Here is a 23157-nt window from a genome sequence, read left to right as displayed (position 1 = left end):
AAAAAAAGAACTTTTAGCGATATTTTTTTTCAGAATATAACCTTATTTTTGCGTTTGTTTTTATGGATATAACAGATGACTCAAAATACAATTCAAAAAGAAACCCATTTTTATACTATTGGAATTAGTTACAAAAAAGCAGATGCAGATATGCGAGGACTTTTTAGTTTGGATACCGAGCATCAAGAAAGTATCCTTGCAGAAGCTCAAGCAGGAAAAATGGAAGGACTTGCTATTATTTCTACCTGTAATCGTACAGAACTCTATGGTTTTGCAGAACATCCCTTTCAATTAATTCAGAAATTATGTACTCATTCCAAAGCAACTCTTGAGGATTTTGAAAAAGTGGGATACATCTATAAAAACAAAGAAGCTGTTAATCACTTATTCAATGTAGGAACAGGCTTAGATAGTCAAATATTAGGGGATTTTGAAGTTATAAGCCAATTGAAGAAATCTTTTTCTCTGGCAAAACAATACCATCTTATCAATGCTTTCTTAGAACGTTTGCTTAATAGCGTGATCCAAGCTAGTAAGCGAATCAAGAATGAAACAGAACTCTCCAGTGGAGCTACTTCTGTATCTTTTGCTTCTGTACAATATATCTTACAAAATGTAACTGATATTTCCAATAAGAAAATACTCCTTTTTGGTACTGGAAAAATAGGTAGAAATACTTGTGAAAACTTAATTAAACACACTAATAACGAACACATTACTCTTATTAATAGAACTAAGGAAAAAGCACAGGAAATCGCAGGGAAATTTAATGTTTTAGTGAAAGACTATGCTCTTCTGGAGAGTGAATTAGCCCAAACAGATGTGTTAGTAGTTGCTACAGGGAGTAAAACACCTACAATTACTGAGGAAATACTTCCTAAAGATAGAAAAATGCTCATATTAGACCTCTCCATTCCCAAAAATGTAGCTGATTCGGTACAAAGGATGGATAAAGTAACACTTATTCACATGGACCACCTCTCTCAGATAACAGATGATACTTTGGAACGTAGAAAAGCATTTATTCCTCAAGCTCAGCAGATTATAGAAGAAATTAAAGAAGAGTTTGACCAATGGTTACAGAATAGGCGATTTGCTCCTACTATTCAAGCGCTCAAACACTCCTTAGAGGAACTAAAAAATGGAGAAATAGATTTTCAACGAAAAAAGATACCTGACTTCAATGAACAACAGGCAGAAATTATTAGTGATAGAATCATTCAAAAAATTACTACTCGCTTTATCAATCATCTAAAAGAAAGTGCTTCACCGGAAGAGAGCCTCTCCCTTATGAAACAAGTTTTTGAACTTTAAACCCAATCATTTAAGCATAAAAAAATCGGTAAGAAGTTTACCGATTTTTCTTTTGATTTTTGCTAATGAAAGAGACTACTGCATAAGTGAGTATCAGACAGACTAACGCAAAGAGTAGAATCATCATAGTTCCATTGGTGTGATTGTACAATGGGAAAAAATATAAAATATTCATCTTTATTATTTTACAATTCTTTAAAAACAGTATGTAATAAGCGTTTCTTATCACTGATGCTTTCCTCCATGGAGATCATACTCTCAGTTCTGCTTACTCCTTGAATATCATCTATCTGGAAAATAATTTCTTTAGCATGTTTAGTATCTCTCGCTCGTATTTTACAAAGAATATTATACTTCCCACTAATGATACTTGCTTGAGTAATATAAGGAATTTCAGAAAGTCGTTCTATAACAAATTGTGTTTGGTGGTTCTTTTCTAAGAAAATACCTACATAAGCTACAAAGGTGTAACCTATCTTTTCATAATCTACTGTAAGTGTAGAACTCTTAATGATGCCTGATTCCTCCATTTTTTTTACACGGATATGAACTGTCCCTGCTGATACTTCCAGAGCTTTGGCTATATCGGTGAAAGGCATTCGTGTATTCTCAATAAGCATATCAAGAATTTTATGATCAATCTCATCTAACTTAAATCGTGCAGCCATACTTTTAATTTTGGGAGCAAAGGTATAACTTTTTTGGGGATAAAAAAGGGAAAATAGCAAAAAAATTATATTTTTTTTACTTCATCTTCAATATAAGCTAAAATATGAGAAATAATATTATCAATATTGCAATTATTTTCATTATATACTTCTGATAACATATAAGTATGATGAGCATAATAATCCTGTTTATTTCCTATTTCTAATAACTTAGGAGAGAATGTAACTTTCTCCCCATGAAGGGTTTCCTCCAATTGTATATAAAATCTTTGTGTCAGGTTTTTATCATTTATAATACAGTAATCACAGAAATTCTTTCGATTCTCAGGAATCTGGAAATACTCCTGGTATAATGTCCCTGTTACATTATTATCATTAATGTATTTTAGTCCTTCTAGTATTGATAAAGCAATATATTTTCTGGTTTGCTCTCGAAGGTAATCATTAGGATAAAAGCCAGATTCAATAAGTATCGTAGGAGTTCCTAAAAGGGAGAATTGATCTCCTGTGCAATTAGGATTAAAACTATCATCAAAACGACCTACACAATTACAAATTAACTTTTGTAAATTATAATTCATTTTTGTAATCACCTCCATTGCTTTTTTTCGTATTATTGTTATACTTCTTGATTCATCTACCGCAGGGGCTAAGAAGGATATAGTAGCAGGTTTGTCCTTTACTCCAAAAATAGTTCGTTGATCATGCAAATTAAAACAGAAAGCAGGCTTTATTTCTTCAAAAATCCTTTTAAGAAACTGGCTTTCTTTTTGTGAAAGATTTATAGCATCTCTGTTAAGATCTACTTTATTGAAATTCTCTCTTGTATATAAATTAGCTCCATCAGGATTTAGCATAGGAATAATATATAACTGACTATCTGAGAAATAATATCCTTGTTCCGAGAACAGCTTTAATATATCCACTAAGGCACGAGTGGTAGTACTCTCGTTTCCATGCATCTGTGACCATAATAAAATACGTTTATTCCCTTCTCCAATCCTATATAAAGGAATAGGAAGCCCATTTTCAGAAGTTCCTTCCAACATTCTCCAAAATGAATAGTCCTTAAGGATTTCCTCTAAATGATAGAAGGAAACATACTTTCCTGTAATTCTCTCATCTTTAGTATAAATGTAATTCATTTGATTTTTTTACAAAAGTAATATTAATATCATTCACTTTTGTAAAAACTAATTAGTTTATTGTTGTAAAATATTTTTGTATCTTTAAAATAATTGTTTTACTTTTGTAATTATAATTTAATCTTTATAGACTATGTTTAACCAACAAGATTTTATCGCTCGTTTACAGAGACTTATGGAATATAACGAATTAAGTGCATCTGCTTTAGCAGATCATTTAGGAGTTCCTCGTTCAAGTATATCTCATCTATTATCAGAAAGAAACAAACCTAGTCTAGATTTTGTACTTAGAATTATAGATAAATATCCTGAGGTGGACTTATATTGGCTACTCTATGGAGATGGAAATTTCCCTAAAGAAGAAAAGAAAGAAAAATTAGTGAATACTACGCTTATAAACACAGAAATTCCTTTTCCTAATATGGACGAAATTTCTTCTAAAAAGCGTGAAAATAAAGAAATTATTAAAGCATCTACTCCTGATAAGATAACCAAACGCATCCAGAAAATAATTTTCTTTTATACTGACAAATCCTTTGAAATATTTGAAAATTTGTAGTATATTTGTACTTTAATTATTGAACTTTATTAATTTTACATTTGTAAACTTTTTATGATAGAACATTTATTAACTTTAGATGCCTTAGTAGCATTGCTTACCCTTGTTTTCTTAGAAATAGTATTAGGAATTGACAATATTATTTTTATATCAATTGTTACTGGAAAACTTCCTGACCAACAAAGAAAAAGGGCTACTCGTGTTGGATTATTTTTAGCTATGCTTATTCGTATAGTATTGCTGTTCTGTATCTCCTTATTAATACAACTCAAAGAGCCATGGATTCGTGTAGACTATAGTTGGTTTAAAGTATCTCTTAATGGGCAAGCCATCATTCTACTTATAGGAGGGTTATTTCTTTTGTATAAATCGACCCGAGAGATTCATGCCAAAGTAAATCATATAGAACACATTACAGATTCCAATGAGGCTGAGAAGTCAAGAAGAACTTCTTTTTGGGGAACTATCTTTCAAATTCTTATGATTGATATCATTTTCTCCTTGGATAGTATTCTCACCGCTGTGGGAATGACAAATGGTTTAGAAGGAGCTCTTTTAATAATGATTATTGCAGTAGTTATTTCGGTAGGTATTATGATGCTCTTTGCTGTTCCTGTAGGAGATTTTGTGAATCACAATCCATCCATTCAAATATTAGCACTCTCCTTCCTCATTCTCATAGGTTTTATGCTTATTACAGAGAGTATGCACCTGTCTCATGCTATTATTTTTGGAAAGGAAGTAGGTGCCATCCCTAAAGGATATCTATACTTTGCTATTGCCTTCTCTTTAGCCACTGAATTCTTAAATATGCGAATGCGAAAAAAATCTTAACTTCACAATATTAATTCAGAAAGATTAAAGACTCCAATGCAATTAACTGTTTTTGGAGTTTTTTTATTGTTATGCCCTTACTACTTATTATTATATTATCTATTGAAATTTCCTGCCTTTAAATAACCAAGAAAACCAAAAATATATGATTTAGATATCTAAGATATCGTTTGTTCCTTTGCCCCCTTTCTTTGTAAAACAAAAATAAAAGAAAACTTACAGTTTCATAGAAACTTATTAACTTACAAATTCAATAAAAATATTACCATTTTTCAAATGAATTTTATTAATAATTTGCTAATTATATAATTGATTATTAAGTGTATACAATATGATTTATAAACTAAATGTTTATATTTATAGCTCATAAAATTAACTATATTGATGAATTTCAATATATTATATACATATATATTCATATTCTATATAGTAAATTAATTGTAAATAATATGAATGTAAAACATTACACTATAATATATAAATATATATGAACCAATTATTTATATATAATTAAAATTAATTATTTAATAAAAGAAAACTTTTATGTATATTTGCATTCAATTTATAGCGTTCTTTCCTTGAAGGATTGTACATGACTCATGGAAAAAAAATCACCTTATAAAACGATTTGCTTTAGTATTTTTGGAAATTTAGGATTGGCAGGAATCAAGATTAGTGCTGGGATCTTGGGGAACTCCTATGCCCTAATTGCCGATGGCATAGAGTCTGTTTCTGATGTTTTCTCCTCCAGTTTGGTATTTTTTGGGTTAAAATATGCAGAAAAACCTGCTGATAAAAATCATCCTTATGGACATGGGAAAATAGAACCTTTGATTACTTTCCTTGTTGTAGGATTTTTGATTGCCTCTGCCCTACTGATTGCTTATCAAGGATACCAAAATATCCTTACCCCTCAGAAGAGTCCTAAGGCATGGACATTAATATTGTTAGGAATCATCATACTTTGGAAGGAGATCAATTACCGTGTAGTTCTTAGCAATAGTAAACTTACAGGGAGCACTTCCCTTAAAGCAGACGCTTGGCATCATCGGTCTGATGCCATTACTTCTGTAGCTGCTTTTATAGGTATTAGTATCTCCTTACTCTTTGGAGAAGGTTTTGAAACGGCTGACGATTGGGCTGCACTGTTCGCCTCTGGGATTATACTCTTCAATGCTTATCTGATTTTCCGTCCAGCTCTTGGTGAAATTTTGGATGAAGACGTTTATGAGGGGCTATCCTTAAGAATTAAGGAGATTGCCAAGGATATTTCAGGAGTTATGGCAGTGGAAAAATGTCATATTAGGAAAGCAGGGATGTCTTATTGTGTAGATATCCATATCATTGTCAATGGAAAGATTACAGTAAAAGAAGGACATGATATAGCCCATACCTTCAAGGATACTTTACAGAAGAGAATTCCTTCTCTCACTTCTATACTTATTCATGTAGAACCTGATTATAGAGATATTTGTCTTAAATGTAAGAATATTTAAGTATAATACTCCCCTACAAAACTAACTTAGCAGTAGCTTCTCTTTGAATCTTATCGGAGGAAGTAAGCTTAAATTGAGGGAGGAAATATATCTTTTTAGGAAGTTCATACTTTGAAAATATAAGCTCTTTTTGTAAATTACTAAGCAAATTAGGATAATCTTCTTCCTTACCTTCTACAAAAAGGACTACCTTTTCACCTAACAACTCATCTGGCTCTTTCCATATAAAAAATCTGTCTGAGATAAATGAAGATAGCTTGCTTTCTACTCCTTCTGGAAAAATCTTTATTCCTCCTGAGTTAATGATATTATCCAAGCGACCTTTCCATTGGAAGGACTTATTCCCATGAAGAATAACTACATCATGAGTCCTTATTTGCTTATCAGACACCTCTGGACAATCTATGACTAAGCAATGATTCTTATCCTGGGATACGGTTATTTTTCCTAATGTAGTATAAAAAAAACTATGTTCTTTTCTGGGACTAATGGTTCGTAAGGCTATATGAGAAACTGTTTCCGTCATTCCATAAGTAGCATATATTTTAGAAGGTACTTCTTGGAATGCTTTTTCCATTTCTAAAGAAATAGGAGCTCCTCCTAAGATAATCTTTCTGGCTCGGTATAGTTCACTCAAGGATTTTATAGCTTGCATAGGAGTTAGGGCTACAAAATCATACCCCCCTACAGCAGAGGCAAAAGGAGTACTACTTGGTGGCATTATATGCAAAGAAAGCCCCAACACTAAGGCTCTGACTATCATCATTTTCCCAGCAATATAATCAGTAGGAAGTACACATAAAGCAGTATCTCCGACTTTTAAGCAAAGAAAATTTCCTGTAAGCATAGCAGAGTGAACCATATACTTTTTCTTAACTTGTATTTTCTTAGGAATTCCCGTAGTACCAGAGGTTTGTAACTCTATGTGATCATATTCATCGAACCATTGAGTAAGGAAAATAGCTGCTTTTTGCAAATGCACTTCTTTACTTTCTGAAAATAAAGTAATTATTTCTCTTATTCCTTGCTCTTTACAAGGAATATCATTTATCTTTGTAGCCTTATGCAAATGATTTATTATGAATGAATTCATTTCAATATTTAATCAATTTTTCCAAAAAGACGTGATTTCCAGTCTGTCCAATGATATTTCTTGGCAAAAATATACAACAATAATAACAAAGGTAAAAAGAAGGAAAGCAGATAAAGTCCTGTGATTTCAGGTTCGGATACCTCTTTAAGTAATGAAGGCGTTTGAAATACACTCCATGAGGAAGTGGTCAGAAAGGAAATAAAAAAATTATTAGCAATATGGAAGCCTAAAGAGAGTTCTAAGCCATCGTCCATCAAGGTAAGTATTCCTAAAAATAGCCCTAAACTAATATAGAATAATAAAAAACCATAGCCCATTTTACCTATTTCAGGATTAGCCACATGTACCAAGCCAAAGAAAATGGAGCTAAATAGAAGAGGTATCCCTTTGTTTCTACTTACAATAGCCATTGCTTGAAGAAAATATCCTCTAAAAAAGTATTCCTCAAAACCTGCTTGAAAAGGGATAAAAAGCAAAGAAATAAGAACTAAAGTAAAGAAAGGTATAGGCTCAAAATTCCATTGATAATCAGAAGGAAAAATCCAGTAGCTCAAGAGGGTCTGTAGAACAATTATCCCTCCCCACAAGGAAAAGCTAAAAAGGATTCTTTTAAAATCTATTTTCTTTCGTCCGGTAGTGAACTGGACAATAGGTTGATTATGTATGACCCTAACTATAAAGAAAAGGAGCGTAAAAAAGAGTAAGAACAATGCTACATTCATTGTGAAGAAAGGCAATTCTCCCACTTGCGCTACAAGAGCACTATAATCGGGTTGTGGAGAGAAAAAAGCATTAATATTCAATAACAAAAATAAAGATATCGGGATAAAATAAAACCATTTATTCTTGACAAAAAAACCATTTTTAATATACATATTTCCTAAAAAAATTATACTTTTGCAAAATTACGAAAAATACCTGAAGTAGAGAAGAATTGAGTCATGAATTTCTTAATCAATATAGTAGGTACTACTGCCATAGGGAAAACATCTTTAGCCATTGCCTTAGCCCAATATTTTAATACTGAGATTATCTCCTGCGACTCTCGCCAGTTCTATAAGGAAATGTGTATAGGTACTGCCGTCCCTTCCCAAGAGGAGTTATCAGCAGTTCCTCATCACTTTATCCAACATAAGAGTATCTTTGACCCCTATTCCGTGGGCGACTTTGAGCGAGAAGCAATAGCCTTGATTACCAACCTTTTTAGTAAAAAAAACATAATTATCATGGTGGGTGGCAGTGGTCTGTATAACGATGCCATACTCAAGGGTTTAGACAATTTCCCCCCTACAAGGGAAGGGGTACGTAAACAGCTCAATCAACTGTACCGAGAAGAAGGGATCACCACTCTACAACAGCATCTCAGAGAGTTAGACCCCACCTATTATAATAAAGTTGATTTACAAAACCCACAGCGTATCATACGTGCCTTGGAAGTATGCCTTAGCAGTGACCACCCTTACTCCTACTACCTTCAACAGAAAATCACCTATCGCCCCTTTACCCCTATCACCATAGGTCTCAGAGCCGATCGGGAAGCGATTTACGACCGTATCAACCAGCGTATGGAGGTGATGCTTGAGGCAGGTCTCCTTCAAGAGATAGAGCGCCTACTCCCCTACCGCCACCTCAACGCCCTACAAACGGTAGGCTACCGAGAATTCTTTGACTTCTGGGAGGGCAAGACCTCCCTAACCGAAGCCATAGAAAATGCCAAGATGAATACTCGTCGCTTTGCCAAGCGACAACTCACTTGGTTTAAGAAATCTAACGATATACAATGGTTTGACTACAAAGAAGATAGAAGAAATATTATAGACTACATTAAAAGGAGTTCTGAGTTATAAGTTTTGAATTGTTTATAGAAATAGAATTTAGGAATGTATTCATTCCTTTATGGACTTCTTGGCTATTGTTCTATTTTAATATATTAGATTTTGGCAATTTGTTTGTTTTATTGCCGAAATCTAACTAATTTAATAGGTTCATTTTTCTATCAAAAAACACCCCTACAAAGGCTATAACACAAAATTCGTTAGTATTTTGTAGGGATGGTGGCTACTTAGGATTTCTTATTAAGTAGATGTATATTATAAGGAAAAACACTCTTTAAGTTCATTATATACTGTTTGATAATGGAAACTAGAAGCAGAAGGATGGGTAATATACATAGCTGGAATCTTTTTGTCCTTCACTTTATAGTAGTACAAACCTTTCCTTTTATTTATTAGTGTATTTTCTTTAGGAAGATATTCTCCTGTATAAGGTAGTTTTGTCCAAAGTCTTTGCCCCCATACTGTGATTATATCTGGCTGATAAGTCTCCAATATTTCCCAAAATGCTTTTTCTGATTTGGCAAATTGTTCTTCAGTGGGAGATTGACGAGGTGCAACCATAGGTATCTGTACATAATTATAAAAGGCCACGTGCTCCCAAAAATCTATAATTTGCTCAGCAGACAAGTCTCCATTATTGAAAGCTTTGGCGAATTTGGTAAAAGTACGCATCCAATTGCTATGTTCCTTATTACCTCGCTGATATTCTTTAAAATTTTCTATTACCTCATTGGTAAGACTCTTCCATTCAGGATAGTCCTCAATACTTGTATTCCCCTCATCATCTGCACAATAATGGCTCTCCCCTAATACTAATACTTTTTTGCCATGGTATCCTTCTCCATATTTATCACCTATATAAGGAATGAAGAATATATTTTTTAAATTAGTTGTCATATTTCTACATCATTTGGAATTGCATTCTTCTATAATTTCATCAATTGTTTTGTTATTAATTAGTCCCTCTTCATAAAATTTAATAATTTCATTAGCAAGAGCTTCTATACTTTCTTGGCTAAGTTCTTCGCCTTTTCTCAGTAAATTATAATCAAAGGTATCAATTAGTTTATAGCCTTGTATCCAGTCTTTTGATGCTCCTTTTTGAGCATAACGGTAAGAGGTATATTGGCGATTATTGTAGAAGTCAGACCAATAGGTGATATAGGTTGATCCATTATTATTGGTATCCCCTACTCTGAGCCACATACCTGTTTCTTCTCCTTTTACTCGCCACCATAATATTCCATCTTCTTCTATAAAATCAGTGAGATTCTTTCCTAATCTTTCCTGAACTAAGTATTTGATTTTCTGAATATATGATTTTCTATTAAGGTAAGGTAGAATATGTTCTTCAAGTTTGTTGAGTTCAAGGGCGACTTGCTTTTCTATGGCTCCTCCTAAACCTATTTCTTTGGCTAAAATATTGATAATACTATACAAGTAGGTTTGAACTTGTACTTTGCTTTCCTTGCTATTTTGTTGTTTTTGAGCTTCTATAGCAATGTTGTTAAGTGATCGTAAAATGCTTTCAGAACTCTCTGGTTTGGCATAAGGGATAATATCCTTGGCTACCAATTTAAGTAATTCATTGAGTTCTTCCATAGAAATATACCTATCATCCCATATCCTCCATAGTTCTTCTATAAAGTTATTGAAAAGTTCAGATTTCTTCTCAAAAACTTTTACGTTTCTTTCCTTATCTTCTTCACTGGCGGTTTGTCCTTGTAGAAGGAAAACAGTGATAATAGCTGTAAAGATTGCCCCTATAGCAGAATTGTTGATATTCTCAACTAACTTAGGCATTTCTCCTTCGTAGATAATACTAAATATGAATATACTTAGTGAAATAGCTAATAGAATAGCTAATGCAATGAATAATTTACTTTTAAAAAATTCTTTTTTCATTATTATAAAGTTTTAAAAGTAGGGGTAATAATGCCCCTACTTATTTTTACAACCATTTATGAGAAAGTTCTTTAAGTTTCTCATCATAGACATACATCATTTTATTCCTTACAAATGTAATTGTCTTCCCTGCTACATTTCTAAATTCACCTAAAGAGTTTTCCCAATTATGGGAGATTTCTTTTAACTTCTCATCATAAATATAGAACATTTTGTTTCTATAGAAGACAACAAGTTCAGAACTAAACCCCTTTAGTTCTCCAAGAGTATTCTCCCAATTATGTGTAATTTCTTTTTGCTTTTCATCATACACATAATACATTTTATTTTTTAGTTCAATGTTTGAAATTGCCATTTTTTTAAAATTTAAATTTCTCCCTTACTCTATTACAGGCTTTTCGGGTTTCGCCTTCTAAAAACACAGCCCTTCGGATAGCTGTTTCTATTTCTGAGTGCAAAATTAGAGTGCTGAGTGGTCAAGCTACGACCGACTTGTTATTTTAACAAAGACAAAAAAGCAAACCTACTCACGAAAAATTTCGTAAGCAGGCTTGCTTTTCTCAATTATTTTTATATAGAAATCGCTTAAACTAAGACACAATAAAGGCTTGCGTTGCGTTGCGTTGCGTTGCGTTGCGTTGCGTTGCGTTGCGTTGCGTTGCGTTGCGTTGCGTTGCGTTGCGTTGCGTTCTTAAAATATTCATAATTTATTTATTTCTAATCCTCTGCAAAGGTAATAAAAAATTATGAAAGTATATTAATTCTATTTGTTAAATTTTCAAATCATTTCTTATTTCTTAATAGTTTTTCGGGTAGCTGTCTTAGTCGTTGTCTTAACGGATGTTTTTTTGGTAGCCTTCTTAGGCTTCTCCTTAGGGACCAAGAGTGCTTGGGCTTCTTCTAAAGTAAAGGCTTCTATATTGGTATCCTTGCTGAGCTCTACTTTAGTTTTTCCTTTGACGAGGTGATAGCGTCCCCAGCGGGCTTTTTCTATACGAATTCCCTCGGATGTCCATTCTTTGACCACCTTCTCGGATTCTTTCTTTAGCTTTTCTTCAATAAGGGTGGTTATATCACTCGGGGAAAGATTGTCAAAGTCATATTTCTTACTGACACTGATAAACATATTATTCCATTTGATAAAGGGACCAAAACGTCCTACTCCCTTGGTTACTTCCTTGCCATCATATACTGAGATAGGAGCATCCGCTTTTTGTTTTTGCTCGATCACCTCTTTTGCCTGTTCAAAAGTAACGGAGAATACATCCAAGGACTTATCTAAGGAAATAAAGGATTCTCCAAAGCGGATATAAGGACCAAAGCGCCCAATATTGGATTCCACTTCCTTGCCTTGGAATACGCCCAACTTGCGAGGGAGCTCAAAGAGCTTCATAGCTTCCTCAAAGGTAATCGTATCTATGGACTGATTGGGAAGCAGGCTAGCAAAGCGAGGTTTCTCTTCGTCCTCTACAGTGCCTATCTGTACCATAGCTCCATAACGACCTAAGCGAGCACTTACAGGCTTCCCAGTAGCTGGGTCAGTTCCTAAAACACGTTCTCCTGTTTCCCGTACTGCATTCTGTTCTACATCGGTAACCGTTGGGTGAAAAGCATCATAAAATCGCCCGACCATCTTTGACCAATCCTCTTTACCAGAGGCGATGTCATCAAACTCCTCTTCCACCTTGGCGGTAAAGTTATAATCTACAATATTGTCAAAGTGAGCTATAAGGAAGTCATTCACCACCATTCCTATATTAGTAGGAATGAGTTTTCCTTTGTCTGCTCCCACTTTTTCAGTAAGTTTCTTTTCTTTCACTTCACCTTTTACTAAGGATAATTGTAGATAGGTACGGCTTTCTCCTTCAAAGTTACTACGCTCTACATAGCCACGGTTTTGTATAGTGGAAATAGTAGCAGCATAAGTGGAAGGTCTCCCAATTCCTAATTCCTCCAATTTTTTCACCAAGGAGGCTTCTGTATATCGTAAAGGAGGTCTTAAGAAGCGTTGGGTAGCAATAATATTCTTATTATCAAGATGTTCTCCAATTTTTAAAGAAGGTAACATTCCCTCGTTTTCTTCTTCTTCGTCATCTTTGCCTTCGAGATACACCTTCAAGAAGCCATCAAAGGTAATCACTTCTCCAGTAGCTACAAAGGGCTCCGAATGGGTATTAGCATTGATTTTTAACTGAGTGCGTTCTACAAGCGCATCACTCATTTGGGAGGCAATAGTTCGCTTCCATATAAGTTCATATAAGCGCATTTGATCATTTTCTGCCTTAATGGTATGTGCTGCCATATCGGTAGGGCGGATAGCTTCATGAGCCTCCTGAGCTCCTTTGGAATGAGAGGTATATTGGCGTGTTTTGCTATATGCTTGTCCGTAGGACTTCTCTATTTCTTTCTTTGCAGCACCGAGCGCCTCTGGAGAAAGGTTTACGCTATCGGTACGCATATAGGTAATAAGCCCTGATTCATAAAGGCGTTGCGCTATTTGCATCGTTTTGGATACTGAGAAGCGGAGCTTGCGGGATGCCTCCTGCTGAAGAGTGGAGGTAGTGAAGGGAGGTGCAGGAGTTCTCTTAGTAGGCTTGGTTTCCAGATGAGTAACTGAGAAAGTAGCCCCTATATTTTGCTCTAAGAAATCTCTAGCAGCCTCTTGGGTAGGGAAAGACTTATTGATATGGGTCTTGATGAGTTTTCCCTCCTTGTTAAGGAACTCAGCAGTTACCTTATAGGAGGCTTCTGTTTTGAAGTCCTGTATCTCCCGTTCGCGCTCTACGATAAGTCGTACAGAAACGGACTGTACACGTCCAGCCGATAGCCCCTTACGTATTTTTTTCCATAATACAGGAGATAGTTCATACCCTACTAATCGGTCAAGCACCCTACGTGCTTGTTGGGCATTAACTAAATTATAGTCTATTCCACGGGGATTTTTTATAGCATGGTCAATGGCGGATTTAGTAATGGAATTGAAGACAATACGCTTTGTTTTCTCCTTAGGTAATTTGAGTTCTTCAGCTAAGTGCCATGCGATTGCTTCTCCCTCACGGTCTTCATCGGAAGCCAGCCAAACGGTGTCCACCTTTTTCACTTCTTCTTTGAGTGTTTTTACAAGGGTTTTCTTATCCGATGAGATAAGGTAGTGAGGCTTAAATCCATGCTGAACATCCACCCCCAGTTCCTTGTCCGGAAGGTCAGCAATATGTCCATAACTGGACAAAACTTTGTAATCATTTCCCAGAAATTTCTCAATAGTTTTCGCCTTGGCAGGAGACTCTACAATTACTAAATTTTTTGCCATTCGAATTAATATTAAAGTAAAAAAGTAATGATTAATGCCCAATGATAATGATTAATCTTCATCATTATTTTGTTGTCCCATAAGCATCAAGTATGCTTTTAAGAAATCATCTATTTCGCCATTCATCACCGCATCCACATTAGTTGTTTCATAGTTTGTACGGACATCTTTGACGAGCTTATAGGGTTGCATCACATAATTACGAATTTGACTACCCCATTCTATTTTCATTTTGTTAGCCTCAATTTCATCACGCTTAGCCTGTCGCTTCTTGAGTTCCATTTCGTAGAGTTGTGACTTGAGCAACTGCAAGGCTTTGTTCTTATTATCCAGCTGGCTACGTGTCTCAGAGTTTTCAATAATAATTCCCGTAGGATGGTGACGGAGGCGCACTGCCGTCTCTACCTTGTTGACATTCTGTCCACCTGCTCCACTGGAACGCATGGTTTCAAAAGAAATATCGGCTGGATTTATCTCTATTTCAATGGTATCATCGGCTAAGGGGTACACATATACAGAAGCAAAAGAAGTATGCCGCTTGGCATTACTATCAAAGGGCGAGATCCGTACAAGGCGATGTACCCCATTCTCTCCTTTGAGATAGCCAAAAGCAAATTCACCATCTATTTCAAGGGTAACCGTCTTTACTCCAGCCACATCACCTTCCTGATAGTTAAGTTCCTTTACAGAGAAACCTTGTCTATTTGCCCACATGATATACATACGCATAAGCATAGAAGCCCAATCACAACTTTCTGTTCCTCCTGCTCCTGCCGTAATCTGTAAAACTGCACTAAGAGCATCTCCTTCATCGGAAAGCATATTGCGAAACTCTAAATTCTCAATATGAGTAAGTGTTTTAGCATAAAATGCTTCTACTTCCTCAGCAGAAATAGCATTTTCCTTATAGAAATCCAACATAACTTGGAGTTCTTCCAGCATTTCAGCTGATTTTTCATAATCGATTACCCATTTTTTTTGAGATTGAAGTTTTTGAACTACTATTTGCGCTTGTTTTGGGTTATCCCAGAAACCTGGTGCTAATGTTTTTTCCTCCTCATTGGCAATTTCTATTTTTTTTTGTCAATTTGGAGGTACTTCTCTAAGTTCTCTACCCGCTGGCTAAGTTCTCTTAACTGCTCTATGGTTATCATTCACGAAAATTTCGGCAAAAGTACGACTTTTTATCTATTATTTTTAGGGAGAATATTATTTTTTTACCTAAATCTTTCTAAATAAAATTAAAAATATTTCTAATATTTTGACAATCAAATAGATAAATATAAAATATAATCTTCATATATCAATCATATTTTTTTTGGCAGATAAGAATATTATCGTATTTTTGCCTATTAAAATCTGTAGTAAAAAATGGCTAAATTCATCAAAATATATCCTGAGAATCCCAATGAACGGGAAGTTCAAAAAGTAGTGGACTGCTTGCGAGAAGGGGGAGTGATTATCTATCCTACTGATACTGTGTATGGTTTAGGGTGTGATATTACCCATAGCAAAGCCTTAGAGCGTATTGCACAACTGAAAGGAATAAAATTGGAAAAGGCCAACTTCTCATTTGTATGTGCGGATTTGAGTAATCTTTCGGATTATGTAAAACAGATAGACACGGCTACTTTCAAAATACTGAAAAGGGCTCTTCCAGGGGCTTATACTTTCATTTTACCAGGTAATACAAACCTTCCTAAGGAATTCAAGAAGAAGAAAACAGTAGGGATTCGAGTGCCCGACAATAATATTGCACGCATTTTAGTGAAAAAATTAGGCAATCCCATTGTCTCTTCCTCTATCTATGATGAAGATGAAGTGATTGAGTACACCACTGATCCTGAGCTCATCTTTGAGAAATGGCAAGATAAGGTGGATATGGTCATAGATGGTGGGTATGGAGATAATGTAGCTTCCACTGTAATAGACCTCTCCACTAGGGTACCAGAACTTATCCGTGAGGGAAAAGGCAGTATAGAAGGACTCTTCTAATCATAAAAGAAATACATCATAGTGCGCTTTTTTATAGAACTATCTTATAATGGAAAAAATTACTTTGGTTGGCAGAAGCAACCCCATTCCCTTTCTGTACAAGAGGAATTGGAAAGAGCTATATCTCTATTGCTTCACGAAGAGATTACTTTAGTAGGAGCAGGACGTACCGATACAGGAGTGCATGCAAGGGATTATTTTGCTCATTTTGACTTTTCTCTTCCCTTACCTGAGAATTTAGTGAACAAGCTTAATTCTTTTCTGCCTAAGACGATTGCTATCAAAGGTATTTTCCCGATGAAGGACGCGGCTCACGCCCGCTTTGACGCCATCTCTCGTACCTATCAATACTTTATCTCACGGGAAAAAAATCCTTTCCTATATGAACAAAGTTACTATGTATATCAGCCTCTTGCTATAAGCCAAATGAATAGGGCTTGTGAAATACTTCTGAAACATAATGATTTTCAATGCTTTTCAAAAACAAATACCGATGTAAGGACGTATATTTGTCATCTTACAGAAGCATTTTGGAAAGAAGAGGATAGCTTACTTATTTTCAGGATTACAGCAGATAGGTTTTTGCGTAACATGGTACGGGCAATAGTAGGGACTATGATAGAGGTAGGTATAGGGAAAATATCCTTAAGTAATTTTGAGCAAATTTTGCTAAGTAAGAATCGTTCCCAAGCAGGATATTCTGTACCTGGACATGCACTCTTCTTAGAAAAAGTAGTATATCCTAAAGAAATTTTTCTAACCTAAAGCAAAATTATGACATTAGAAATAGAGAAAATACATCATATAGCAATTATTTGTAGCCATTACCAAAAGTCAAAGTACTTTTATACAGAAATATTACCCTTTACCATACGGGAAGAGCATTATAGAGTGGAAAGGCAATCTTTTAAGTTGGATTTATGCCTTCATGGAGAATATGTTCTTGAATTATTTTCTTTTCCTAATCCTCCCAAGCGACTTAGTCAGCCGGAGGCTTGTGGAGGAAGGCATCTGGCTTTGGCTGTAAAGAATCTGGAAAAAGCTATTGCCTACCTAAAGAGCAAAGAGGTAGCCTGTGAGGCTATTCGTACAGATGAATATACGGGTAAGCGTTTTGCTTTTTTGGAAGACCCTGATGGATTTCCTATTGAATTATATGAGGATTAATATATAGATGTGATTACCAAAGAGAGTATAGATAAGGTATATGATGCCATTCGTGTGGAAGAAGTCATTGGTGATTTCATCCAACTAAAGCGTGCAGGTTCCGGTTACAAAGGATTAAGCCCTTTTACCAATGAACGTACACCAAGTTTCTCTGTGTCCCCTTCCAAACAAATTTGGAAAGATTTCAGTAGTGGGAAGGGAGGAAATGCCATTGCTTTCCTTATGGAATATGAGCATTTTTCGTATGTAGAAGCCATTCATTACTTAGCCAAAAAGTATCATATAGAGCTTGAGGAGACCCAACAAAATGAAGAAGAGAAAAACAAGGCTAATGAAAAGGAGGGGCTGTACTTAGTCAGTGAGTTTGCCCGAGATTATTTCCACAGGACTCTGCTTGAGTCCGAAGAAGGAAAAGCCTTAGGACTTACTTATTTTAAAGAAAGAGGATTCACTGATGAAATGATTCAGACCTTTCAACTGGGATATTCTCCAGATAACTGGACAGCCTTCACCGATGAGGCACTAAGCAAAGGAATGAAATTGTCTTTCTTAGAAAAGACAGGACTTACTATCATTAAGGAAGATAACCGTAAGATAGACCGTTTTAAAGGACGTGTAATGTTCCCTATTCTCTCCATGAGTGGACGTGTTTTGGGCTTTGGAGGACGTATTCTCTCTCAAGAGAAAAAGGTAGCCAAATACCTTAACTCTCCTGAAAGTGACATCTACCATAAGAGTAATATATTATATGGTATCTTCCAAGCCAAACCCTTTATTTCCAAAGAAGATATCTGTTATTTGGTAGAAGGATATACAGATGTTATTCAGCTCTACCAACGAGGCATTAAGAATGTGGTTGCCTCCAGCGGCACAGCCCTTACACAGGAGCAAATTCGCCTTATTCGCAGACTTACTCCCAACATTACAGTTCTCTATGATGGAGATTCAGCAGGACTTAGGGCAGCTATTCGCGGGGTGGATATGATCCTTGCTGAGGGAATGAATGTACGAATCTGTACCTTTCCTGAAGGAGAAGACCCCGATAGTTTTGCTAAAGAATATTCTTTAGAAGAAATTCAAGAATACTTTAAGGAACATACACAAGATTTTATCCGCTTCAAAGCCTCCTTACTCATGAAGGAGACACAGAATGACCCTCTCAAGAGAGCCGATACCATTCGGGACATGATTGAGAGTATTTCCAAAATTTCTGATCCTATCAAGCGAGAAATTTATGTGCGTGAATGTGCTCAAATTATGGAGATTTCAGAGGAGGTACTCTTCACTTCCCTCGCCCAAATCAACCAACGACAACTTATCAAAGCCAACCAGGAACTCAAAAGGGCACAAAAGGAAACTCCATCTCAAGTAACAGAGAATCCTATAGCTGTAAATCCTGTTACCTATTTGGAGAAAGACCTTATCAAATACCTACTTCTATACGGACAGAAAGAATGCAATTTTGAGGAAAAATTCTTATACTATGACCCAGATACAGGAGAGGAAAAAATACAAGAAACCACCCAAAAAATGAAGGTGTATGAAAAGCTATTTCTTGAACTACAAGCCGATGAGATAGAGCTATCCACTCCAGAGTTTAGGGAGCTCTATACCTTTTTCATAAACCAATATCAAGAAGGATTACAGGACATTTCCCTCATTATCAATAAAATTCCACCGTCTATGGCTTCTCTGGTAGCCTCCTTCCAAGCCCAAGAGGAGGACTTGCACTTACATGATTGGGCACGGAAAGATGTAGTGGTCAAGGACAAGGATGAAGACCTTCCTTATGCTATTACGAGTATTATTCTAAACCTTCGCAAAAGGCTCATTGATAAAAAAATAGAATCCTTACGTGAGGAAATCATTACCATAGAGAATGAAGATGGTGATCCCTCTTGGTCACTTCAGGAAGTGATAGAATACAATACCTTAAAGAATATCATTGGTCGCCGATTGGGATGGAATATGTAGGCTATTTTTTATAATTTTCAATTGCTTCTAATATCATAGCGCAAGCCTTTTCTATTTCTTCCTCTGTGATAGTAAGGGGTGGAGAAATTCTTACGGCTCTAAGTTCAAAGAGTAGCCAGAAGAAGATATAACCGTGCTCATAGGCATATAGGATTACGTGATTTGCCAGTGCCTCATCCTCCATGATAGCAGCCAACATAAGTCCTTTTCCATTCACTGATTTTATTTTAGGGTGCTTGAGGAACTTACGGAAAAGTTGCTCTTTCTCTAAGGTTTGCTCCATTAAGTGCGTAGTGAGCAGTTCATTCAAGGTAGCCAAAGAGGCTGCTGCCACCACAGGATTTCCTCCAAAGGTAGTGATGTGGGACATCTTAGGCTTATCTGCCAAGAGGTGCATAAGGTCATAAGAGGCTACAAAAGCCCCACAGGGAAGTCCGCTTGCCATTCCCTTACCAATAGCTATAATATCAGGGACTACATTATAATTTAAGAATCCAAAGAGCTTTCCTGTGCGTCCAAATCCTGGCTGTATCTCATCCAAGATAAGCAGTGCTCCTACCTGATCACAGCGCTTTTTCACCTTTGCTAAATAATCATTCTCAGGAGTAATAAAGCCAGCTCCTCCTTGTATAGTCTCCAAAACCACCCCTGCAGTTCGGGTAGTAATTTTCTCTAATTCAGCTTCATTATTGAACTCTATCCATGCTACATCAGGGATAAGAGGGCGGAAGGGTTGCTTGCGGAGTTCATAATCCATAATACTTAAGGAACCTTGTGTATTACCATGATAGGCTTTGCGAGCTGCTATGATTTGCGAACGTCCTGTAGCACGCTTAGCCAGCTTAATACTTCCCTCTATGGCTTCTGTACCGGAATTAACCAAGTAAGTAGTTTCCAGTGGTTCAGGTAAATGCTCTGCCAATAGCTTGCAGTACTCCACAGCAGGGGATTGAGCATACTCTCCGTATACCATTACATGCATATACTTAGCCGCTTGTTCCTGTATGGCTTTAACTACCTTAGGATGGCAATGTCCCAATGTACAAGCGGAGACCCCTGCTACCAAATCCAAATAAGCCTTTCCTTGAATATCATATATATAGGATCCTTCTGCACGAGCAACTTCCAATCCTAAAGGGTACAGAGAAGTAGGTGCTTGATATTGTAAAAAATCTTTATTCATATTATTTTGATAGTTTCATTTTCTTAATTCTAAGAGATATATTGCCTTGTAAAAGAATCTTCATATATTCGGTGCGAGGGATTTCCTTAGAGCCCAGATTTGCCAAGTGATCATTATATATTTGGCAATCCAAAAGCAGATATTTCCTCTCCTTCATCCACTTGAGTAAGGTGAAGAAAGCTACCTTACTTGCATTAGATACTTTAGAGAACATACTTTCTCCACAAAAAATACCGTTACCTAAATCCACTCCATAGAGTCCTCCTACGAGTTGTTGATCTTGCCATACTTCCACCGAGTGAGCCAGACCTAAATCATGCAATCGTGTATAAGCAGTTACTATTTCATCTGTAATCCAAGTTCCTTGCTGGTCTTTGCGGAAAATATTCTTACAGAAGGAAATCACTTGAAAAAAATTTTGGTTAAAGGTTACCGTGAATAATTTTCTATTGAGAATATTACGCATACTCTTAGGTACCTTATAATGTTCAGGATATACCACCATTCTTTTAGGAGGCGCCCACCAAATAATAGGCTCATCCTCATTATACCAAGGAAAAACGCCACTCTTATAGGCTAAGATAAGTCGTGGAATAGAAAGGTCTCCTCCTATGGCAAGAATACCTGTCTTATCGGCTTGCTCCACAGGTGGAAAATACAGATTTTGGGTTAATATGTACATGGTAATTGGTTAAAAAAAGGTTAATAACAAAATAAAAATATCTCTACTTAAAGAAATACCAGATAATACCTAATCGCACTTTCCAGTCACGATAAGGCTGGGAAGGAGCTGCATAATAATTATAATTTCCCAATAGTGCTTCCAAGTGTTCCACTGTAAAGAAGATACGCATAGTTCTCACTTTGGCATTGAGAAAAAAATCGGTTACAGGGTAGTTTCCTATCTTCTCAGCAGATTGTACCTGAAAATCTGCTAATAAAGGATTATATTCATCGGCATAATAACGTGTAAAGTACTTAAAAGTAAGCCCTGTTTGCAAGAACATCGCTTTTTTAAATAAATAAGAGGTAAAATAAAGAGTATTACGTGTGGTGAATAGAGGAACATTGAATACATTTTCATTATTTTGTAATACCTGCTGGTACATAAGGGTATTTTCTAATCCCCATTTTCCATAACGAAATTCTCTTTCTCCTATAAGTTTCAAATATTGTATATTTCCACCATATTGAGCGGGCTTGGATTGTCTTTTCTGACCATTTACTGCTGGTTGTAATTGAAAATAAGTATAATTATTGATATTGGTAATATCCAAAGAAAGGTTTCCCCATTGTGTTTGTGCTGAAGCAAAGAGTGTTTGTATATTTTCCTTAGAGAAATCATCAAGATGATACCAATTATAATTTTTATAATCACTTTGGTAAAGTAAGAAGTTAAAATTAGGTACTTTAGAAGTCACATTCACTCCTGCTGTGATTCTATTTTTCTCATCAAAGATATATGATATATCTCCTGCAATTTCCGTGCCAAGTAATTTTCCTATAATCATTTGCTCTGCCTGTGCATTGATAGCAAATCCCTTATAAGTTTTCTTCCATTGAGCTCCTAATCCATAATCCGTTCCTTTTATCTGGTGAGGAATGAAATTTCCGGAAGTATCTACGAAAATTCCCTTAGCGAAATAGTTATAGAAATAGCTCTTTCCATAAAGAAAAGTCTTACCCAAATAAGGTAAGGAGAGTTCTGCTCCCAAGCGATTGGTCAATGCCCGCAATGCATGCTTATCACGGAGGTTCTTAAGGGTAAAACTTTCTCCTAAAAAAGCATTAGGTGCCACCTCAGGTTGATCATAATAGTAATTTTCTGTTTGGTAGAGGAACTGATGCTTAAGCAATATCTCAGAATTTCCCTCCTCCTTCATGGGACGTAGGAAATTATACTGATGTTGGATAAAATAACGTTTTGAGTTCTCTTCCGAAGTAGCATCGGAAAGGGCTACATCTAACCTTGCTCGATTGCGAAACTGCGGGTCACCTTGGTAGAATTGTTCTGGGTAGAGCAATCCTCCATTCTCCTGACGATTCACCTCTTGGTTGGCATAATGAGCCATGATTAGGTATTTTTTATTCTTAGAATAATAGGAGAATCCTGCCAAGAAATTACCTACAGAGGAGAGGATATTCTTATAATCTCCTAAAGAGCGTAAGGCATTATAGCGTATAAAGAGGTTGAATTCTGGCGTGATATTTGCCGAAAAAAAGGACTGTAACATCTGCCCTTGCGAGAGTCCTGATTTAAAAGAAAACTCTGTCATAGGGGTAGGTATATAATAATAGGGAACCTCCTGTGATTTTATAAAATAAAACTTATTTCCACGCATTCCAAAAGTAGGAGAGAGTTCAGAAGTCCGATAATCGTATGCAAGGGATGTATAAGTTTGCCCCATATTCTCAAAGGGAACATAGGCGAACATATCTTTTCTAACAGGATTTTGCTTATACATAGCCTTAAGAGTAAGGGTGGTATCTATAGCAATGGTATCACGGAAGATAGAAATACGCTTATAATCCCGCGAGGAAAGCTCTATACTATCCTTTTTCTTAGGTTTGGGACGGACGGACTTAAAACGGATACTGTCCTGAGCAAAAATTCCTACAGAAAGGAAGAAAGTCAAAAGAAAAAGTAGTTTATTGGGCATACTTTCGTTTCTATTCTTT

Annotated in this window: 21 protein-coding genes; 9 read left to right on the top strand and 12 right to left on the bottom strand. The window is 35.9% G+C overall.

The features are described from left to right. Nucleotides 1-75 precede the first annotated feature (75 nt). Nucleotides 76-1314 carry a glutamyl-tRNA reductase gene (gene hemA, locus HMPREF9071_RS06225; RefSeq protein ID WP_009745750.1) on the top strand — a complete coding sequence of 413 codons (1239 nt, stop codon included), beginning with the start codon at nt 76-78 and terminating at the stop codon, nt 1312-1314. Nucleotides 1315-1499: 185 nt separating this feature from the next. Here the strand turns inward: hemA and HMPREF9071_RS06220 are convergent, their stop codons facing one another. Together HMPREF9071_RS06220 and HMPREF9071_RS06215 are read right to left on the bottom strand one after the other, a co-directional pair. Continuing rightward, a complete protein-coding gene (locus HMPREF9071_RS06220) occupies nt 1500-1982 on the bottom strand; it encodes an Lrp/AsnC family transcriptional regulator (RefSeq protein ID WP_040358054.1) in 483 nt (160 codons plus the stop codon). A 65-nt stretch (nt 1983-2047) separates the two neighbouring features. Further along, entirely contained in the window at nt 2048-3127 is a 1080-nt protein-coding gene (locus HMPREF9071_RS06215; RefSeq protein ID WP_009745748.1) for a M14 family zinc carboxypeptidase, read from the bottom strand. A 133-nt stretch (nt 3128-3260) separates the two neighbouring features. Between HMPREF9071_RS06215 and HMPREF9071_RS06210 the strand changes: the two genes are divergently transcribed. The 3 genes from HMPREF9071_RS06210 to HMPREF9071_RS06200 all read left to right on the top strand — a co-directional run bounded on the left by HMPREF9071_RS06210 (nt 3261) and on the right by HMPREF9071_RS06200 (nt 6016). After that, nucleotides 3261-3686 (top strand): helix-turn-helix domain-containing protein, encoded by a 426-nt coding sequence (locus tag HMPREF9071_RS06210; protein WP_009745747.1) that lies wholly within the window; start codon nt 3261-3263, stop codon nt 3684-3686. Nucleotides 3687-3740: 54 nt separating this feature from the next. Then, nucleotides 3741-4520, top strand: a complete 780-nt coding sequence (locus HMPREF9071_RS06205) for a TerC family protein (protein WP_009745746.1) — start codon at nt 3741-3743, stop codon at nt 4518-4520. A gap of 599 nt (nt 4521-5119) precedes the next feature. After that, the gene (locus HMPREF9071_RS06200; RefSeq protein ID WP_009745744.1) at nt 5120-6016 is read left to right on the top strand and encodes a cation diffusion facilitator family transporter; all 897 of its coding nucleotides are present in this window, start codon (nt 5120-5122) and stop codon (nt 6014-6016) included. A 13-nt stretch (nt 6017-6029) separates the two neighbouring features. Here the strand turns inward: HMPREF9071_RS06200 and HMPREF9071_RS06195 are convergent, their stop codons facing one another. Beyond that, complete coding sequence (locus HMPREF9071_RS06195; protein ID WP_009745743.1) at nt 6030-7109, bottom strand: AMP-binding protein; 1080 nt, start codon at nt 7107-7109, stop codon at nt 6030-6032. Between the two features lie 8 nt (nt 7110-7117). Next, nucleotides 7118-7984 (bottom strand): CPBP family intramembrane glutamic endopeptidase, encoded by an 867-nt coding sequence (locus tag HMPREF9071_RS06190; protein ID WP_009745742.1) that lies wholly within the window; start codon nt 7982-7984, stop codon nt 7118-7120. Between the two features lie 66 nt (nt 7985-8050). Between HMPREF9071_RS06190 and miaA the strand changes: the two genes are divergently transcribed. Continuing rightward, nucleotides 8051-8956, top strand: a complete 906-nt coding sequence (gene miaA, locus HMPREF9071_RS06185; RefSeq protein WP_009745741.1) for a tRNA (adenosine(37)-N6)-dimethylallyltransferase MiaA — start codon at nt 8051-8053, stop codon at nt 8954-8956. Nucleotides 8957-9199: 243 nt separating this feature from the next. Here miaA and HMPREF9071_RS06180 read toward each other — a convergent pair whose 3' ends face one another. From HMPREF9071_RS06180 to prfB, 5 genes are all read right to left on the bottom strand, one after another. After that, on the bottom strand, nt 9200-9841 hold the full coding sequence (locus HMPREF9071_RS06180; RefSeq protein WP_009745740.1) for a hypothetical protein: 642 nt from the start codon (nt 9839-9841) through the stop codon (nt 9200-9202). A 9-nt stretch (nt 9842-9850) separates the two neighbouring features. Then, complete coding sequence (locus tag HMPREF9071_RS06175) at nt 9851-10849, bottom strand: hypothetical protein (protein ID WP_009745739.1); 999 nt, start codon at nt 10847-10849, stop codon at nt 9851-9853. Nucleotides 10850-10895: 46 nt separating this feature from the next. Further along, complete coding sequence (locus tag HMPREF9071_RS06170) at nt 10896-11204, bottom strand: hypothetical protein (RefSeq protein ID WP_009745738.1); 309 nt, start codon at nt 11202-11204, stop codon at nt 10896-10898. Between the two features lie 435 nt (nt 11205-11639). Continuing rightward, nucleotides 11640-14159 carry a type I DNA topoisomerase gene (topA, locus tag HMPREF9071_RS06165; RefSeq protein ID WP_009745737.1) on the bottom strand — a complete coding sequence of 840 codons (2520 nt, stop codon included), beginning with the start codon at nt 14157-14159 and terminating at the stop codon, nt 11640-11642. Nucleotides 14160-14210: 51 nt separating this feature from the next. Next, nucleotides 14211-15313 (bottom strand): peptide chain release factor 2 gene (gene prfB / locus HMPREF9071_RS06160; protein WP_117601732.1). Its coding sequence is split into 2 segments (ribosomal slippage): nt 14211-15235 and nt 15235-15313, totalling 1104 coding nucleotides; the frame shifts between segments, so codons are not numbered across the junction. Between the two features lie 217 nt (nt 15314-15530). Here prfB and HMPREF9071_RS06155 point away from each other — a divergent pair. The 4 genes from HMPREF9071_RS06155 to dnaG are packed head-to-tail and all read left to right on the top strand — an operon-like array spanning nt 15531 to nt 19295. After that, nucleotides 15531-16154: an L-threonylcarbamoyladenylate synthase gene (locus HMPREF9071_RS06155; RefSeq protein ID WP_009745735.1), complete on the top strand. Its 624-nt coding sequence runs from the start codon at nt 15531-15533 to the stop codon at nt 16152-16154. A gap of 21 nt (nt 16155-16175) precedes the next feature. Next, on the top strand, nt 16176-16919 hold the full coding sequence (gene truA / locus HMPREF9071_RS06150; protein WP_009745734.1) for a tRNA pseudouridine(38-40) synthase TruA: 744 nt from the start codon (nt 16176-16178) through the stop codon (nt 16917-16919). Between the two features lie 9 nt (nt 16920-16928). Beyond that, complete coding sequence (locus HMPREF9071_RS06145; RefSeq protein ID WP_009745733.1) at nt 16929-17321, top strand: VOC family protein; 393 nt, start codon at nt 16929-16931, stop codon at nt 17319-17321. Nucleotides 17322-17330: 9 nt separating this feature from the next. Beyond that, nucleotides 17331-19295 carry a DNA primase gene (gene dnaG, locus HMPREF9071_RS06140; RefSeq protein ID WP_009745732.1) on the top strand — a complete coding sequence of 655 codons (1965 nt, stop codon included), beginning with the start codon at nt 17331-17333 and terminating at the stop codon, nt 19293-19295. Nucleotide 19296: 1 nt separating this feature from the next. On the opposite strand, the gene HMPREF9071_RS06135 is transcribed toward dnaG, so the two are convergent. From HMPREF9071_RS06135 to HMPREF9071_RS06125, 3 genes are read right to left on the bottom strand one after another with little or no spacing between them, the layout of a single operon-like run. Next, entirely contained in the window at nt 19297-20478 is a 1182-nt protein-coding gene (locus HMPREF9071_RS06135; RefSeq protein WP_009745731.1) for an aspartate aminotransferase family protein, read from the bottom strand. 1 nt (nt 20479) lies between these two features. Then, the gene (gene aat, locus HMPREF9071_RS06130) at nt 20480-21160 is read right to left on the bottom strand and encodes a leucyl/phenylalanyl-tRNA--protein transferase (protein ID WP_009745730.1); all 681 of its coding nucleotides are present in this window, start codon (nt 21158-21160) and stop codon (nt 20480-20482) included. A 43-nt stretch (nt 21161-21203) separates the two neighbouring features. Continuing rightward, nucleotides 21204-23138: a putative porin gene (locus tag HMPREF9071_RS06125; RefSeq protein WP_009745729.1), complete on the bottom strand. Its 1935-nt coding sequence runs from the start codon at nt 23136-23138 to the stop codon at nt 21204-21206. Nucleotides 23139-23157: the final 19 nt, after the last annotated feature.

Source organism: Capnocytophaga sp. oral taxon 338 str. F0234 (assembly GCF_000192225.1).
Taxonomy (GTDB): domain Bacteria; phylum Bacteroidota; class Bacteroidia; order Flavobacteriales; family Flavobacteriaceae; genus Capnocytophaga.
The sequence above is the reverse complement of the archived record's forward strand: the minus strand, read 5'-3'. Positions and strand labels throughout refer to the sequence as shown.

Excerpts from the sequence above, each read along its gene's own strand:
- HMPREF9071_RS06215 (WP_009745748.1), bottom strand. The coding sequence starts at position 3,127 with ATGAATTACATTTATACTAAAGATGAGAGAATTACAGGAAAGTATGTT.
- HMPREF9071_RS06170 (WP_009745738.1), bottom strand. The coding sequence starts at position 11,204 with ATGGCAATTTCAAACATTGAACTAAAAAATAAAATGTATTATGTGTAT.
- HMPREF9071_RS06135 (WP_009745731.1), bottom strand. The coding sequence starts at position 20,478 with ATGAATAAAGATTTTTTACAATATCAAGCACCTACTTCTCTGTACCCT.
- HMPREF9071_RS06195 (WP_009745743.1), bottom strand. The coding sequence starts at position 7,109 with ATGAATTCATTCATAATAAATCATTTGCATAAGGCTACAAAGATAAAT.
- hemA (WP_009745750.1), top strand. The coding sequence starts at position 76 with ATGACTCAAAATACAATTCAAAAAGAAACCCATTTTTATACTATTGGA.
- aat (WP_009745730.1), bottom strand. The coding sequence starts at position 21,160 with ATGTACATATTAACCCAAAATCTGTATTTTCCACCTGTGGAGCAAGCC.
- HMPREF9071_RS06125 (WP_009745729.1), bottom strand. The coding sequence starts at position 23,138 with ATGCCCAATAAACTACTTTTTCTTTTGACTTTCTTCCTTTCTGTAGGA.
- HMPREF9071_RS06210 (WP_009745747.1), top strand. The coding sequence starts at position 3,261 with ATGTTTAACCAACAAGATTTTATCGCTCGTTTACAGAGACTTATGGAA.
- HMPREF9071_RS06190 (WP_009745742.1), bottom strand. The coding sequence starts at position 7,984 with ATGTATATTAAAAATGGTTTTTTTGTCAAGAATAAATGGTTTTATTTT.
- HMPREF9071_RS06155 (WP_009745735.1), top strand. The coding sequence starts at position 15,531 with ATGGCTAAATTCATCAAAATATATCCTGAGAATCCCAATGAACGGGAA.
- HMPREF9071_RS06205 (WP_009745746.1), top strand. The coding sequence starts at position 3,741 with ATGATAGAACATTTATTAACTTTAGATGCCTTAGTAGCATTGCTTACC.
- HMPREF9071_RS06220 (WP_040358054.1), bottom strand. The coding sequence starts at position 1,982 with ATGGCTGCACGATTTAAGTTAGATGAGATTGATCATAAAATTCTTGAT.
- miaA (WP_009745741.1), top strand. The coding sequence starts at position 8,051 with ATGAATTTCTTAATCAATATAGTAGGTACTACTGCCATAGGGAAAACA.
- HMPREF9071_RS06180 (WP_009745740.1), bottom strand. The coding sequence starts at position 9,841 with ATGACAACTAATTTAAAAAATATATTCTTCATTCCTTATATAGGTGAT.
- HMPREF9071_RS06200 (WP_009745744.1), top strand. The coding sequence starts at position 5,120 with ATGGAAAAAAAATCACCTTATAAAACGATTTGCTTTAGTATTTTTGGA.
- topA (WP_009745737.1), bottom strand. The coding sequence starts at position 14,159 with ATGGCAAAAAATTTAGTAATTGTAGAGTCTCCTGCCAAGGCGAAAACT.
- HMPREF9071_RS06145 (WP_009745733.1), top strand. The coding sequence starts at position 16,929 with ATGACATTAGAAATAGAGAAAATACATCATATAGCAATTATTTGTAGC.
- HMPREF9071_RS06175 (WP_009745739.1), bottom strand. The coding sequence starts at position 10,849 with ATGAAAAAAGAATTTTTTAAAAGTAAATTATTCATTGCATTAGCTATT.